The sequence below is a fragment of the Paenibacillus sp. FSL H7-0918 genome, from assembly GCF_038007025.1.
Classification (GTDB): domain Bacteria; phylum Bacillota; class Bacilli; order Paenibacillales; family Paenibacillaceae; genus Paenibacillus_AQ; species Paenibacillus_AQ odorifer.
In genome coordinates this window covers 271,740-287,956 of the sequence record NZ_JBBOWJ010000005.1, presented here as the reverse complement: position 1 = coordinate 287,956, position 16,217 = coordinate 271,740, and the positions used below count along the sequence as shown (strand labels likewise).

Annotated in this window: 17 protein-coding genes; all 17 read right to left on the bottom strand. The window is 44.0% G+C overall.

What is annotated here, in order from left to right; translation table 11 throughout:
- Positions 1-179: 179 nt before the first annotated feature.
- Positions 180-968: a formate/nitrite transporter family protein gene (locus MHI15_RS28720; protein ID WP_076124688.1), complete on the bottom strand. Its 789-nt coding sequence runs from the start codon at positions 966-968 to the stop codon at positions 180-182.
- A 458-nt stretch (positions 969-1,426) separates the two neighbouring features.
- On the bottom strand, positions 1,427-2,527 hold the full coding sequence (locus MHI15_RS28715; RefSeq protein ID WP_036687432.1) for a toxic anion resistance protein: 1,101 nt from the start codon (positions 2,525-2,527) through the stop codon (positions 1,427-1,429).
- Between the two features lie 11 nt (positions 2,528-2,538).
- On the bottom strand, positions 2,539-3,246 hold the full coding sequence (locus MHI15_RS28710; RefSeq protein WP_076304768.1) for a hypothetical protein: 708 nt from the start codon (positions 3,244-3,246) through the stop codon (positions 2,539-2,541).
- A gap of 34 nt (positions 3,247-3,280) precedes the next feature.
- The gene (locus MHI15_RS28705; RefSeq protein WP_076185601.1) at positions 3,281-4,336 is read right to left on the bottom strand and encodes an ATP-grasp domain-containing protein; all 1,056 of its coding nucleotides are present in this window, start codon (positions 4,334-4,336) and stop codon (positions 3,281-3,283) included.
- Complete coding sequence (locus MHI15_RS28700; protein WP_076304761.1) at positions 4,333-5,166, bottom strand: hydrolase; 834 nt, start codon at positions 5,164-5,166, stop codon at positions 4,333-4,335. The genes MHI15_RS28705 and MHI15_RS28700 overlap by 4 nt, the downstream gene beginning before the upstream one ends.
- Complete coding sequence (locus MHI15_RS28695; protein WP_076304760.1) at positions 5,163-6,314, bottom strand: cysteine protease StiP family protein; 1,152 nt, start codon at positions 6,312-6,314, stop codon at positions 5,163-5,165. The genes MHI15_RS28700 and MHI15_RS28695 overlap by 4 nt, the downstream gene beginning before the upstream one ends.
- Positions 6,295-7,737: a phosphoribosyltransferase family protein gene (locus tag MHI15_RS28690; protein WP_081391898.1), complete on the bottom strand. Its 1,443-nt coding sequence runs from the start codon at positions 7,735-7,737 to the stop codon at positions 6,295-6,297. The genes MHI15_RS28695 and MHI15_RS28690 overlap by 20 nt, the downstream gene beginning before the upstream one ends.
- Positions 7,682-8,890 (bottom strand): HpcH/HpaI aldolase/citrate lyase family protein, encoded by a 1,209-nt coding sequence (locus MHI15_RS28685; RefSeq protein WP_232061116.1) that lies wholly within the window; start codon positions 8,888-8,890, stop codon positions 7,682-7,684. Before MHI15_RS28685 ends, MHI15_RS28690 begins: the two co-directional genes overlap by 56 nt.
- A gap of 225 nt (positions 8,891-9,115) precedes the next feature.
- A complete protein-coding gene (locus MHI15_RS28680; protein ID WP_341165176.1) occupies positions 9,116-9,856 on the bottom strand; it encodes a TerC family protein in 741 nt (246 codons plus the stop codon).
- Positions 9,857-9,883: 27 nt separating this feature from the next.
- Entirely contained in the window at positions 9,884-11,164 is a 1,281-nt protein-coding gene (locus MHI15_RS28675) for a TerD family protein (protein ID WP_340394855.1), read from the bottom strand.
- A 133-nt stretch (positions 11,165-11,297) separates the two neighbouring features.
- Positions 11,298-11,879, bottom strand: a complete 582-nt coding sequence (locus MHI15_RS28670; RefSeq protein ID WP_341165175.1) for a TerD family protein — start codon at positions 11,877-11,879, stop codon at positions 11,298-11,300.
- Between the two features lie 57 nt (positions 11,880-11,936).
- Positions 11,937-12,512 carry a TerD family protein gene (locus MHI15_RS28665; RefSeq protein WP_036687420.1) on the bottom strand — a complete coding sequence of 192 codons (576 nt, stop codon included), beginning with the start codon at positions 12,510-12,512 and terminating at the stop codon, positions 11,937-11,939.
- 29 nt (positions 12,513-12,541) lie between these two features.
- The gene (locus MHI15_RS28660; RefSeq protein ID WP_076124695.1) at positions 12,542-13,138 is read right to left on the bottom strand and encodes a TerD family protein; all 597 of its coding nucleotides are present in this window, start codon (positions 13,136-13,138) and stop codon (positions 12,542-12,544) included.
- Positions 13,139-13,262: 124 nt separating this feature from the next.
- Positions 13,263-13,709, bottom strand: coding sequence for a tellurite resistance TerB family protein (locus MHI15_RS28655; RefSeq protein WP_076185595.1), 447 nt, complete (start codon positions 13,707-13,709; stop codon positions 13,263-13,265).
- A gap of 156 nt (positions 13,710-13,865) precedes the next feature.
- Positions 13,866-14,588 carry an amino acid ABC transporter ATP-binding protein gene (locus tag MHI15_RS28650; protein WP_076220274.1) on the bottom strand — a complete coding sequence of 241 codons (723 nt, stop codon included), beginning with the start codon at positions 14,586-14,588 and terminating at the stop codon, positions 13,866-13,868.
- A gap of 10 nt (positions 14,589-14,598) precedes the next feature.
- Entirely contained in the window at positions 14,599-15,249 is a 651-nt protein-coding gene (locus MHI15_RS28645; protein ID WP_076124698.1) for an amino acid ABC transporter permease, read from the bottom strand.
- Between the two features lie 93 nt (positions 15,250-15,342).
- The gene (locus MHI15_RS28640) at positions 15,343-16,158 is read right to left on the bottom strand and encodes a transporter substrate-binding domain-containing protein (protein ID WP_340394854.1); all 816 of its coding nucleotides are present in this window, start codon (positions 16,156-16,158) and stop codon (positions 15,343-15,345) included.
- Between the last annotated feature and the right edge of the window lie 59 nt (positions 16,159-16,217).

Here is a 16,217-nt window from a genome sequence, read left to right as displayed (position 1 = left end):
TTCTGTATGAATCTTCAATTTTGCATTGCATAATTATGTATTCTACCTCTCTCCCTCTAATCCTTTTCAATCCTTAAAAATCAAATAATCCCAATGTTAAAAAATAACTTTCTGCACAAAAAAACTCCACCCCTATACAAGAGCGAAGTTTTGGAGAATTATTATTTTCTATTTTTCAGTTAATGCTTAGTGTCATCCAAAAAAGGTTTATTCACATAATAATACATTACCCCCATCAGTACGCCACCGCCAATTAAATTGCCGATCGTAACGGGGACAAGGTTATGCACCACGCCATACCACGATACCGTTCCGGGATGATCAAGTACAAGCGCAATCGCAAAGGTACACATATTGGCAATACTATGTTCATAGCCTGAGATGAAAAAACAGAATACGAATAAGACCATGGCGAACATTTTGGCCCCATCGCCTTTCATATTCATCGGTATAAAAAAAGCCATACAAACGAGCCAGTTACAAAGAATAGCCCGAAAGAAAAGCTGACCTGCCGGGGCTTCCATTTTATGCTCCACTACATATAGCAAAAAACCGTTTACATCTGAGCTATAGAACAGTCCTGTCAAAAAAATCAGCAAGGCAAAAACGGCAGCCCCAAGAATATTACCGATATAACTCATGATCCACATGCGGACAACCTCAGACCATTTCATTTTCCGTCTTAGTGCCGTGTATGTGTAATAAAAAGTATCTCCGGTGAATAAATCCCCACCACCAAAAGAAATTAGAATAATAGCCGCTCCGAAAGTAATCGCAGCCATTGGATATGCAAAGGGGGATTGCTCCATAAAGAAATAGTTGCCTGTCTTAAATGCTACAATTACACCGAATCCGATAAACATACTGGCCAGCATGGCTCTGGCAATATAGCGCATTACGCTTTGCCGGAATATCTTCTGTTTCTTAAGTGCTAATTGTTCAACCTGAAGCAGTGCCTCGTTCTCCATGTGACCTCCTTAGGGATTTTGGTATTTCCAGCTGATTATGGGCTAATCGACAGCCTTGCGTTATTATACCCAATAACCCGCTGGAAATTACTTGAACCAACTCGCGGCAAAAAATCCCTGAATACTTACGGGGAAGCGAAGCTACCTCTTGCTAATTGTCTTCATTCATTTTAGCAATGGCTTCTGCTTTTTCACTGCTGGCGACGATGATAAGCACGAGTATCAAACAGCCTAAAACCATAGCCTATCCCCACTTCCTCCACATGTAGTCTTGTGACAACTTATGTATTTGAATAGGGCTTTATGTTTGGCTACAGTAAACTTCATTTGATTAGATCACGTTTACGCCTATGTAGTTGAAGTAAGCTACTTCATATCCAAAAAAAAGCAGAGCAGCGAACCCCCAGAAATGAAGACTCACTGCTCTGCTATATTTTTATGAACTTTTTTTAAAACAATTAGTTCAAGAAGCTGCTCAGTTGGCTCTCTGCTTCACCTTGTTTCAGCGCCTCAGGCTTGTCCGCTTCATTGAGTCCTAGACGATTGCCCAGTTGGGTATTGATCGTCGTCATTTTGGATGTATAATCCTGGCAGCTTTCGATAATACGACGGTTTGACTGTTCCGAAGTATCCAATGCGCTAAGCAAATCCCCGATCGCTTGATTCACGGCTTCCATAGACATGGAAGGTTTGGATAGAAGCTCGGTCGTTTTTTCTGTAGTCGTACGCAGCAAGCGTGCATTTTCTTTAAACTGATCTTCAATCGTCTTATTTGTTGCTTCTACAGCGTTGATAACATTCTCCTGATCGGCCAGCGACATCGCAATCATTGCCGACACTGTAATCAGATTAGAAGTTTTATCAATCGCATTATTTACGGAATCGATCAGTTTATCATTATTGTCATTGATGATATCTGTAGCAGCAATCGCTTGATTGTAGAGCAGAATCATCTCTGTCATGGACTGAATACGAACCATCACTTTACGCAGACCACGCTCCAGATAAGCTTTACGGAACTCATTCTCAGGCTTCGCAATCTCCACCTCGAACAGCTCTTTTAGCTTATTGCCGAAGGCAATTTTGGTTTGAAGGTTATAGATCTCCTCCATAGAGGTACGTTTCAGCTGGCGCATATTTACAATACTCTCTTCGAGGGTATCTCTGCCGTCGCGTAGACCAGTAACAATCGCATCAATATTTGTGCGGACAGACTGATATTTGTACACATAGTTCTTCATCGGACTCTTCCGCAGCATTTTGCCGAAAAAGCTAACATTCTTACTCTGTTGCAGATTTTCACACTCATTCCGCAGCTTCATAATCATGTTAGGCACTTCAACACGCTTACCGGACATCAGGTCATTTACCGGACGATCCAGCAGCTTGAGCGTTTGGCCTGCTTTTTCCTGCGTCTTCACCCCAAGCTTCCCGATATCATCCATTAAAGAATCCAACGTGACTGTATCTGTCTGGGATACCTTCTCGATCAATTGTGCGGCTTCTTCGACTACCTTTTGTTCATCTTCTTTTTTTAATTGGATCAACTGCGTGGACATGGGTTTCCCTCCTATAATTCGGAACTGCTATACCGCTGATGAATCAGTTCCGCCTTCGTCTGAAGTTCCATCAGGTCTTTATGTTCGATCGTCGAAGCAATATCCGATATTTTGGAATCAACATCTCTTAGACCGTTCAGCAGCGTTCTCCGATTCTTCGTCTTCGCTTCACCACTTAGGCGCAAAAATGGGTTAATCACACCATTTAAATCCTTCAGAATCAATCTGCGGACCGTATGATTAATATCGCCATTATTGAGCTCCTGCAGCAGCGGAATTACACGTTGAAGTCTCGCAAAAAGCGCCAGTGATTTCTCGACAATTTCATTGTCCAGTGTATCCTTCTGCCCCTCGGAGATAATCATATCTTCCAAAATGCTAAGGTACTCAACTACTGGAGCAAATTCCGGTCCAATCTTCGTTGGTTCGGCCTCAGTTCTACCACTATTGCCCGGATTACCTGGTGCAGCATTATTTGCCACACTAGGTAATTGCGGAGCATTTGCAGAGGGAGCTGGAGCAACAGGCAACGTCTCTGGACCTGCTGGCAGCACCTCAGCCGGAAGGTTGGTTCTTGGACTTCTCGTTGCAAGAACCCCTACCGCTGCACCCGCTACAGGCAACAGCAAGGAGAGTAACTCAGGCAAAAAAGAACTCGTTAATACAGCGACAACATAGCCAATACCGGCATACAGCAATATTTTCGATTTAAATTTAATTTTTCTCACCTCTTGTGAGCGAGATTGCGAACGCTCAATTCACGGGATCCGGAATTACGGATTCGCCGTTTATTTTCATAATTAGCGGCTGCTCTACATGGCTGGCAAGCACATTATCGCCGAACTCCGCAGGCTGGACCTCTCCGCCGAGTGCACTTTTGACAGCCAGGTATGGAAAGTTAATTCCAGACAGACAAGAAATATGAAGACCTCCAGACATCCGGGGGTTAATCTCCAGCAGTTTAGGAATTCCACCACTATACTTCATTTGAATATTGAAATTGAAAGGTATTTTATATACCTCTGCTACCCGGGAAGCGATCTCCTCCAGCTCCGGAATATGCTCCATCAGCCGCAGACGACCGCCAGCTTTACGACGGGGTACAGCCGCTAACAGCCTGCCATTCTCATCTGACAAGCAATCTATACTGTATTCATAACCTTCCAGCAATTCCATCACCATAAGTTCAGGGAATGTAGGTTCACTTCCCAGAATACGATAGGCCTCATCGAAGGATATCAGCGGAGTTACATGACCAAACAGCTCCTGTAAAGGACTACGTGTGTTATCAATGATACGGAAGCCAAGGCCTCCCTCTGTCTCCGTGGGTTTAAAGCATACGTGGTGTCCTTTGGCTACAAGATCATGATAAGCCTCTTTGAACTGCTCTGCTGTACTCACCACATGATAATCAGGAATTGTCATAATCCCTGTTTCCTTAACACTTTCGTAGAACTTCCCCTTATCCATGATGGTCTCCAATAAGTCCAAATCTCTACAGACTAGAACCTTGGTGCCAATCGCATCAAACATAGCAGCATGCAAAGCTATATCCAGCATATGTAACCGTGGAATGAAGATATCGATCTCATTGCGGCGACAGAAATCCACGCAGAATTGAACATATTCTATTCCAGTCAGTGCTGGTTCAGTCCCAGCAACATCAGCACCTTGAAGGGACATATGGTGAATATCAGGATGCGTGGCGAAGATTTGTACAGGAACGCCATCCTCATTATTGCGGATGAGATTCATATAATGGTAAGCGACGGAAAACCAGCGATTGAAATAAATGTTTACCTTTTTCATAGTGGCCCAACTCCCAATACGGTTAAGTTATTATAGATCATGTTTACATACTGTAGAATTTCATCACCAGCAAAAACACCCGCTTGCTTCGTAAAGGGATACCTTGATTTTACAAGACCACTCTGCTGCTCTGCAAATATTTCTCCATGACAAGGAGCAATCGCATAGTCCGCACTTTCTAGTAAACTCTTATCCAACAAGGAATCTCCCGATGCTACCATCGGTTCTGAACGAACCGTCCGGCGCACATGAACAATCGCATCACTTTTATTCACAGCGGCAGGAACGACATATAGCTTGCGCCCTTGTAAGGATACCCGCCAGCCCAAATCATATAATCGCTCTGCCAGATTCGTGATCTCATCCATAGGTAATAAATCACGAACTACTACAAAAGTATAAAATAAATCATCACAATACCGCTCACTAATGATCCATTCCTCGTGCACTACAGACCAAACGTGCATTCTAACTTCTTCTGCCGCAGCCGATTCATTTTGAACAAGCCTGCCCACAGAAGCTCTCCAGCTTTTATCTACTTCGCCACCAATCAGAATATTCCCGCCATTACTAGTAATCGCGTAGTCTGGAATAATCGTGTCTTGAAACAGATTAATACGCTTATACTGCGCTATGGTACGTGTTGTAACGGGCATAAAGATAATACGGGAAGTAAGCTCCATCAGATCAGCCAATGCTTTTTGCGAAATGTATGAAACCGTCTTACCATCCACAACCTCCGCAGGAACCAGGCCCGGAGTATTCTCCGGGACACCGATTGCATTTAAGGAATAGATTAACGTTCGGTCCAAATCACTGGCATAGATCATTCCGTCTCACCTCTCAGCGGCTTAATAATCCCGCAACAGGAGTAGGTGAGTCCAGGGAATACTTCTACTGGAACCCCTCTATCCTCTGCTAAGAGAATAATATGACGAAGATTTGGATTATCCATAGTATCGACAAGAATCTTCCACGGTACTCTGCGCAGCAGCACTCGGGTAGTTTCTCCGACTCCGGGCTTGACCAAATTGATGTTATCTATGCCGAACACTTCTTGAATACTCTGAATATCACGCAGGCCCTGCCATGTAATTTCTGGCGGCGATTGCTGCATCTGTTCAGCAATCGCTTGTGCTTTTTCCGCAACGGAGGAGAAATACGGGCAGATCGCCGCAATGAATACATTGGATACATCCGTATCGAGCCATTCCTTGTAGAATTTAGCCCCATGGAATTCTTCCGGACCGATTAAATCATCGCGCAGCACTGTCCGGCTCATCAGTCCTGACACCGTAGAATTGAGGCATGCACTAGGAATAAGATAATCCTCTCTAGTCCCGAACGTGCCTGAACAGTTCCCGGGATCAGCCAATACGGCCAGGTCATCATTTAGCCGAATGCCATATTTCTCATACAGGCTGTTGCACGCTTCAATCAATACCTGGCGAATAGCCCCTTTCCCCGTCCATCCGTCGACAAACTGCAAATCAGCGTCAAGCCCGTGCTTTTGCAGAATATAAAGGATTGCGTTCTCATCAATCCCCTTGCCCCGAATGATAGAGATACTATAATGCGGCAGATCAGCACCATATCGCTCTTGGATATAACGCTTAATCAGTACACCAATTGGCGTTCCCGCTCTTGCCAAAGAGACTAACACCGTATCAAGTCCCCTTTGAGCGACAATCATCTCAGAGACTACCGCTACTGCTAGAGCGACCTTCTCCGCAGATTGCTCCAGCGTCTCGTGAAATAACTCAATATACTGCTCAGTAGGCTGATATTCCACGGGCAGCATCTCAGAGTAGTGTACACCTGATTGAATGGCGGCCTCTCTTTCGTCAGTCGCCCGCTCCAGTGAAACATCGCTCAGATCCTTAAGCAAAAATATAACATCTGACGGAGAATAGCTGCCTAGCGGGACCGGTTCGGCTATACTTCTGTTTAGAATTTTTTCAGTTACTGTTCCCTTCATAGGTAGGGCCTCCACTTCTTCTTTCCGAGGTCAGTACAATAAGATGCACTTTATGGCGGGCCAGTTTCTTCAGTATATCAAGCATAGGTTTCATACGCTCATGCGGTACATCACGCTCAATCAGCACAAATATATCATCGTATTGACCAGGAGCTATATTATAAATAAAGTTTGTGATTTCCGGATCACCAGCTGAAGGATACGCAGCAGCACTATGTACCCCATAATCCGACCGACGCTCAGGGTGGATTGGACTTCTAGTGGAAGACTGGTAAGCAATCCCTTCCCCCATTTCCGCCGCCACTCTCATCGGAAGATACATAAATTCTCCTACACCCATTACCAAGGCTTTCGGTCCTCTACGCAATTGCCGCAGCTGCTCAGCTATTCGTTTCACACCCTGATCAAGCTCCAGATTATCCTGTGACTCCATTCCGAACCGTCCACTATATTTCATATACGGCGCTGTGTTGATCTCACCATAGGAATCGATAGAGGATACCTCCAGTCGTTCCATTCCATCTTGAGCATAAGTAGTTACAACCTCACACTCAAAAATGGCCTCTCTATCCAGCTGCTCAGTATCCTTATTAAACACCGGTGAACCTATCACTTCAATATTCCCTTGCAGCAGACATAACGACTTAATGCGAATCCCCAGCTCCTGCTCAAGCTCACTATAGTGTTGAAGATTGCTGCCGCTTCTCCAATCCAGAAGAGAGACTACCACATATTCCTCCCGCGGGAATTTTGACTGAATATCTCGAATTGTATTGATCGCGGTTTTCCCGGTCGTAATCTCGTCATCTACCAATATAATGGGCTCTGTCCCAGATAAGAGTTCGGTATCCAAGGCATAACATAGATGATCAACTGCATGGGAATGCTCTTCTACAAAACTTACAACAGACTCCAAATCAGGAATATGCTCACGCGTAGTATGAATATAGGATGCCTGCTCAGCAAAGATGTTGTACACACTGTGACCCAGTGCAGTTGCCGTTTCTGCGAATCCAATAAAAACCACAGGCTTGGGCAAAACCAGCCGGGCCGCTAGTAAATGTTGATAGGCTTCCTTAGCAAATTCAGGATGAATCAGCCCATGAACCGCCATATCCAATAACTTTGTCATACGATCACTATCCACGGAATCGCCGTTCATCTCCTGATATAACAGCAGCGCCAACGCTGCTCCGCTTAGAAGTGAAGTATACGGATCGACGGGGATATGCTTGCCAAGCACCTTACTGACAAACAGAAAAGTTCGTTTTTTATTAATTCGCGCCGCCATAGAAAATAAAGAATCCAGAGGCATATGAAAGGGGTTAAAGGTTTCGGTTACATTCACTTGCAGGTTCTCGACTATGTTATACGTGCGTAAATTCGTTTTCGGGTAATAATCCGACAAAATGCTGTTGTTCATGTAACACCCCGTATATTTGAGATCGTAGTAAAATTCGTCTTGCCCAATTCAGATGGGGCTTAATTTCGTTCATTTTATTAAAATATTGACTCTTAAACACGCCCAGACTGCCATCATTACTTTCTACAATGCTTAAAGCGTCGACGTATTCCTCATGCATCACTGTATACATCGCCTGAACAGGTCTGAGATGAGAAGGATGGATAATCGTCTTACCCACAATTCCATTCTCTTTATCCAAAATAACCTCACGAATTAGCCCGTCCACACTGCTCGAGATATAGCTATTCCGCATATCACGGCCGTTTTTGCCGTAAGTATCCTCAAATGGCGTCTGCCGTAGCTGCGGCCGGAGAACTCGATGACCTTTATTCGCAAAATACTCCCAGACAGGTCCTGAGATCACATATCCCTCTTCAACCCGCCCAAACACATTGATAATGTCCGAGATACAGTCACGGATAGGAGTAAGATCATAAATACTAACATCAGGACTGCGACGCAGTCCGAACAGGCTGGAGAAATCCGTTGCCCCAATTCTGACGTTTAGGACAAGTTCACGGTAATTACGGAGTAAATCACGGATAGATAGCAGACTGTCCACTCGACTTTCCCGATAAATAATAGGTGCAGTTTCCAAGATTGGCATCCCGTAAAGCACAGGATCATTATAACCACGCGTATTGTTGTACTCAGCTAACGTTTCAAAATATTGAATTCCATTGTCCACAGAGAACTTAGGAAATACAAACCCTGTTAACATCGTTACCAAGGATCCCAAGCGGAAAATCATTTGCCGGAGTTGGTCCGGGTTACGTACTCGTATAAAAAGAAGCGGGAGGCTGTTCGATGAATCCAGCTCATTTTCTGCGTAAGCAGCTAGGTAAATAAGATGCTGGATAATAGACTCCTCTGCATTGTCAACCTGGTCATCTCCGATTGCGTCCTCCAGATCTATAATAACCGTCACTAGACCTGCATTCTTGAGCTTAATGATGTCTTCTGCAACACTTGCACGGGTAGCCGGCATATAGAGGGCAGCGCCGACAGCGTAGGCTAACAGTTCCTTGTTCGTGGTATGATCAAATGAGATAGGCGGAGTGTAAAACAAAGAGATTTCTTGTTCTTTCGTCAGGTAATCGAAGTATCTCAAATCGGTTCCCCCTTATAGTTTTGCGAAGCCAAGCAAAACAAGCGTAGACCTCTCCTCATAGAGAGTGTCAGAACCGGCAATACTCTCCCTTGGGGATGGCATCTTGGCTCTCTCAAATATAAGTGAAGGCCTACGCTATAACATATACGATTACCTGAAAGAAGCAGGCGTTTCTATTCTTGCATGATCGGCTCCGACTTCTCTATGGTGCAATTACTTTTTTAATCATGCTCTTTTATGGGCATCTTTTTTCTTACGTCTAGCACTATAGAGGATCGTACCCACGAATACCGCTATAAGGATTGTAAAGAATACGACATGCGGCAATTCAAAACCAAAAGCACCCGCTAGCATCTTACCCGCAATAATGGCGATAAGCAGGAACGCTGCCTGTTCCAATTCAGGGAATTTATCAATAAGCTTCAAGAATACCTGCGCCACTCCGCGCATCATCAGAACCCCTAAGATACCACCCATAAAGAGAACCCAAACCTGATCGCTAAGTCCAAATGCTGCAATAACACTGTCAATACTGAAAGCAATATCCATTAATTCAACAAGGAGAACCGTCTTCCAAAAAGAAGTGCCTTTATTCTCCGTATGCTCTTCGCCACTACCTTTAAATAAACCTTTATATGCGATATAAAAGAGATACAGTGCACCAAGAACCTTAACCAAAGTAAACTTAATAAGAAATGTCCCTAGTCCAATGGCCAGGAATCTGAACAAATAAGCCCCTAAGATACCGTAGAAAAGCGCCTTTTTCTGCTGCTCCTTAGGTAGATGCTTAACCATAACGGCAAGCACAAGCGCATTATCTGCAGAGAGCAAACCTTCTAGTAGAATTAAGCTCCCGATAATCCCCCAGCTCACAGGATCAGAGAGTGTACCTACTACATCACTCCATGAGAAAAAATGCCCGTAATTCTCACTAATATTTCTAAAAAAATCTGCGAACCAATCCATTACACTTTGCGCCTCCGGTAAAATCGATTATTTGCTGCCCGCAACCCAGCGCAGCCCCCAGCCATAGGCTTCATCCATCTCACGATGACCACTGTAATATTGCACCAGCCGTTCAACACTAAATGTTTCATTGCTTACATTCCGGAATAACGCAATGGCACACATCCCTTTACGGTTGTTATGCTCGTCCAAATTTACAATGATATCAGGTCCTCCGCCTTGTTTGATGGTGACAACCCCATCGGCCTCCGACCAGTTGGTTACCCCTTTATAAATAAAGGAAAACACTAGAATGCGTTCAATCTCGGAAATTTTGATACCATTTATACGCAAATTCTCACCAGTAGTTACGGAGCCTGTCCGATCATCCCCATCAAGCATGACATAAGGAGGTTGATTCAATGAGCCAAAGGCATTGCCCAACGCTTGTACCACTCCTTTACTGCCATTCTTCAGTTCATACAGACAAGCAAGATCTAGATCTACGCCATTTTTACGACTAAAGAGTCCGCCCTGCTTCTGGTTCCAGTTGAGATTAATCAACACTTCCCCTAAATTACCACTGGCTGATTTTTTCAAATTGATGGAATCGCCTTTTTTCTTCAGCTCGATTTTCTTCAAGTTGAGATTCATTGGCGAAGGCGGAGGTGTGGGTGGAGAGCTTTCTTCACGTTTCACTGGCTGCGCAGGCGGCGTTGCGAAGATTTGTGGTGGAATCTGCGGCTTAACCTCCGGCTGTGGAGCAGCAGGAGCAGGCTCCTCATTCGCTTCAATACCGAAGTTGCTGCATATCTCTTTCAAACCTCCGGCAAACCCCGCTGCAATGGCACTGAACTTCCATTCACTGTTATATCTATATAATTCCCCTACCACAATGGCCGTTTCCACGGAGAAAAGATTGTCGAGATCACATCGGAGCAGTTCCGCACCTGTCACTTGATTGAGAATCCGAAAATAGGCCTGACTAACTTGCCCAAAACTTTGACCCCTTTTCTCCCCATCATAAATGGTAAGCGTAAAGGCAATCTTCATCACATCGGAAGGAATCTTATCCAATTGAACTTCGAATTGCTTGCGGTCATTGAATCCTGGCACATCCTTATACCTAATATACGATGTGGCTGGATTATTATAAAATATTAAATCCTCGTCTTTACTTACTTTACCCTCTGATCCAAGCAGGAAAGCAGAGCTATCAATCTCCAGAGCAGCTGGAGCATTCCAGCCGATCTCTACGATTATAGAATGAAGTCCAGCATTGCCTTTGGTCAGATCAGCTTTTTGCCCTTTGACTACGTTAACACTCATTCTTACGCCACCTTTATAAATGGAGTAAACCAACTAATAATTTTGTAAAAAAGAACCCCACAAAGTGGAGTCTGTACTGCTCTAAATATTTATAAAAAGGGCAGGATCGGTAATGACCCCGCCCACTTGGATGTTATTGCGCGTCCAGTCCATAGTTTCTGCATAAAGCGCTTAGACCGCCGGCAAAGCCACTTCCAATCGCCTGGAACTTCCAATCCGAACCATTGCGGTAGAACTCACAGAATACAACAGCTGTTTCAGTTGAAAAGTCTTCACCTAAATCGAAGCGAAGCACTTCACGATCATTAGACGCATCTACTACACGTACAAAAGCATTGGAAACCTGTCCAAAGTTTTGTGCCCGAGTTTCATAATCATAGATCGTTACCGTTATTCCGATGCGCTGAATATGAGCAGGGATTTTGCTGAAATCAACAACAATCTGCTCGTCATCTCCGTCACCCTCACCTGTACGGTTATCCCCCGTATGAGTCAAGGAACCTGCGCCACCCGAAGGATTGTTGTAGAATACAAAATCATCGGAGCCCTTGGCCTTACCATCTTCATGCAGTAAAAAGGCTGAGGCATCAAGGTCAAAATCTTGGCCGCCGCTATACTTATTAGTATCCCAGCCCAATCCTACTACTACCTTCGTCAAACCCGGATTAGTCTTGGTAAGATCAATCCGTTGTCCTTTAGAGAGACTGATCGTCACTGACAAAACCTTCTTTCATTTATGAATTCAATTCATCTTTAGCATGCAGAATGAAATTTATTGCAGGCCGTAGTCGCGAGTCAAACCGCTCAAGCCGTCTTTGTAGCCACTGCCGATAGCATTGAACTTCCATTCTGCACCGTTACGATACAATTCGCCTACAACGACACCAGTTTCAATAGAGAAATCCTCACCGAGGTCGAAACGAATCAATTCTTCATTGTTCAGATCGTTTACGATACGTACGTAGGAACGGGAGACTTGTCCAAAGTTTTGGCTTCTTGCTTCAGCATCATAAATTGTAATAGTAAAAGCTACTTTGTCTACATCAGCAGGGATGTTCTGAAGATCCACTTGAACCTGCTCATCATCACCATCGCCTTCACCTGTACGGTTATCTCCGGTATGAACAACAGAAGCATTCTCATTTTGCTTGTTATTGAAGAAGATGAAGTTGGTTTCTTTATCAACTTTACCACTAGCATTGGTCAAAAAGACGGATACGTCCAAATCGAAATCTTTTCCGCCGTCATATTTATTAGTGTCCCAACCAAGACCTACTGTGATTTTGGATAGACCTGGGTTTGTTTTCGTTAAATCGATTTTTTGACCTTTGGATAGATTAATTGCCATGATTACATACCTCTTTTCTTATATTTGGATTATACGTAGCGTTCTGCAAGTTGATTGATATGAGCGGCGTGGCTGCCTTCACCAATTGCAGCGAACTTCCATTCTCCACCTTGGCGATAAAGCTCTCCACAAATAAGTGCCGTAAAACCTGTGTAGTTGTCTGACAAGTTGAATTTAATCAACTCACTATTCCCGGCAGCATTTATTACCCGAATATACGCTGATTTGATCATTCCAAAATCCTGTTTGCGATTCACCGCATCGTAAATGTTAACGACAACCAGAACCTTGTGAACATCGGCAGGAATGGCTTTCAAATTAACCATGATTTGCTCGTCATCTCCGTCGCCTTCACCCGTCAGATTATCTCCGGAATGAATGACCGAGTTGCAAGGACTTTGCTTGTTGTGGAAGCAGATCAGGTTACCCTTCTTAGTTAGTTTACCATCCTCATTTAATAGCAGTGCTGAGGCATCACAGTCGACATTCGCCTGTTTCTTGACTCCAAAGAATCCCCGCGAGGCTTCAATTGGATCCCAGCCTAAGCCCACAATTACATTGGACAAGCCCGCATTACCTTTAGTCAAATCAATCTTTTGACCTTTTACCAGATTAATTCCAGCCAAATCAACGTACCTCCGTTTCCGATAAAAATCATTATCTGTTAGTCTAGCTTTTAGGTGTTATATCAGTGATACGATAAAGAATAAATTACGTTTCAACGAACTTTTATCTATGACTTCACCTAATTTATAAACTGAATTCGCTAGGGTTTAATCCTAAGACGCCACAAATATTCCGCACAACTGCTTTTTCATAATCATCAAAATCACCATCAGCTGATCCAATTGCCGAGCATACGCCCACGATCAGACGGCCCGCTTCTGGTTTGCCGCTAAACTTAGCGATCGCTTTCAAAGCCTCTTGTTTCCCTATTTCCGGAGAGAACTCGAAGTTACTAACATAATGGTTGAATTGAGCAATGACATCTCTCATGTCAAATACCTTCAATTCATTACTTAGATTTATATAGCCGACCATTTTATTCTTCTCTGCATCTTCTATTTTACCGTCAGCCGCAGCAACCAAAGCGCAGCCTGCAACTATCGCGTTCATGAAGTCTTTATTTTTGAATTTTTTCACTTGATCTGTTAGTCCGTTTTTGGTTGTGTTTAACCAGTTTTTAAATGTGCTCATCGTATTTCTCCCTCTATCACTGCAAGATTATGATAACAAAAGATATCCCCAGAGCCTCCTCTCCACGTTCCGACAGATTTTGCATATAAATCCCTGAATTAACCGTTACTCTTCTAATATACCTGATAAAATAACAAGATTCTACTTTCCACTAAATTACAGCACCTTTGATAGAAAGGATCGTGTCCGTTCTTGCATAGGATTTCCGAACAGCTGCTCCGGACTTCCTTCTTCCACAATCTCACCTTGTTCCATGAACAGCACCCGATCCCCCACCTCACGCGCAAAGCCCATTTCATGTGTCACCACGACCATCGTCATCCCCTCACGGGCCAGTTCCTTCATCACCGCCAGCACTTCCCCCACCATCTCCGGGTCAAGCGCTGAGGTTGGTTCGTCAAAGAGCATAATTTGGGGCTCCATAGCCAGCGCCCTTGCAATCGCTACCCGCTGAGCCTGACCCCCAGACAATGAGGCTGGATACATCTCTGCTTTTTCACTTAGACCTACTTTTCGCAGCAGCTCCAGCGCTTTTTGCCGCGCTTTATCCGGAGACCATTTACGCACCTGAACCGGCGCCAGCATAATGTTTTCTATAACCCTCATATGAGGAAATAGATTAAACTGCTGAAACACCATCCCAAGCTCTGTACGGATATCGTTAATCTTCGTACTCGCCGCCATCAAAGAAGTGCCTTCAATTACAATCTCGCCGGCCTGCGGCTGCTCCAGTAAATTAAGGCAACGCAAAAAGGTGGATTTACCCGATCCGGACGGTCCAATAACCACCACTACCTCCTGACTGAAAATATCGATACTTATGTCGGCCAGCACCGTATTTGTTCCAAATGATTTATGTAAGTTCCGTACTGAAATCATAGGCTCCATCCTATTTCAGCCTCCGTTCAACGTAATTCAGCAGCTTGCTAAGAGAATAGGTAAGAATGAAATAAATAAGTGCCGCTGTCAAATAAGGCTCCCATATCCGCAAATATTGCCCTTTCATCGTGTTAGTCCAATACATTATTTCCGGTGCAGCCACCAAAGCCAGAAGAGAGGAGTCTTTCACAAGCACAATAAACTCGTTACCAAAAGCCGGAACCATCCGTTTGATCGCTTGCGGTAAAATAATAAATCTCATCGCTTGCCGACTAGTCATCCCCAGTGAAATAGCCGCTTCCCGTTGCCCACGATCAACCGACTGAATGCCTGCCCGAAAAATCTCAGCCGAATAAGCAGCCGAATTAAGCGACAGAGCAACAAACGCAGTAATTAGAGCATTGGTTTTGCCGTAAAGCGGGGGAATCACTCCAAAGTGAACAATCAGAATCTGCACATACAGTGGTGTTCCTCGAAAAAAATTGATATATGAATGAAAAGGCCAGCGCAAATACCATTTTGGGGCCATTTTGCCAAATCCGATCCCCAGTCCCAAAATAGAGCCAAATAAAATAGAAACTACAGAAATACCGATAGTCAGCAGTGTCCCTTTTAAAAGGACGGGCAAATAATGAATGATAATGTCCATTCTAAAATCCATAGGACTCTCCCCTTCTCTTCTTTATGTCATCTCTCTTTAAAAAAATAAGCATGCGCAATAGCTATCATTACGCATGCTTATTAGGTTTTTTCCTTATTTTGCGTTCAATAAGCTATCCAGGTTAGGTTCTTCGCCGAACCAAGTTTTGTAGATTTCCGCGTACTTTCCGTTTTCCAATACCTTCTTAATAGCCGGATCCAGTTTCGCTTTTAACTCACTGCCCTTAGGGTAAAGAATGCCGTAATATTCCGCTCCGAAATTCTCCGTGTCTACAATCCCCACCAGCTTCTGCTTAGGATTGTTTTTCATGTACTCACGTACAATGGCAATATCCGCTACAACCGCATCGGCTCCGCCGCCATTCAGTTCCATCAATGCCACCGCATTGCTGTCAAAACGTTTCAAGTTAGGGTTGTCGACACCCATTATTCCGCTCATCAGGTCATCTGCAGTTGTGGCCCCTTGTATTGCAACTACTTTATCTTTAAGGTCAAGTGCGTTTTTGATGTCGCTGCCTTCTTTAACCATAATCATATTGGTAGATTCGAAATAAGGGATGGAATAGTCATAGGTTTCTTTACGTTCATCCGTAATCGATACTGAAGATAGCCCTGCTTGATACTCCGTTCCCTGCTTCACACTTTGCAGCATCGTTTCCCAGCCTGTGTTCGTTACGCCATAGTCTATTCCCGCTTCTTCCATAACTGCCTTAATGAAATCGATGTCGAATCCTTTGATTTTATCCGTGTCCATATACTCCATAGGAGCGTAGCTGGCATCACTGGCAAACTTAATTTTCTCCGCTGAGGATTCGTTACCAGCTTTACTGTTATTTGCTCCACAACCTACCAATGCAACCACCACAAATGATATAAAAACTGACATTAAAACACGACCTTTTATTTTCATATCCCCATTCCCCCTATTTTTGGAAATAACTTAAAGAGATTTTAACAGATTAAAGGATT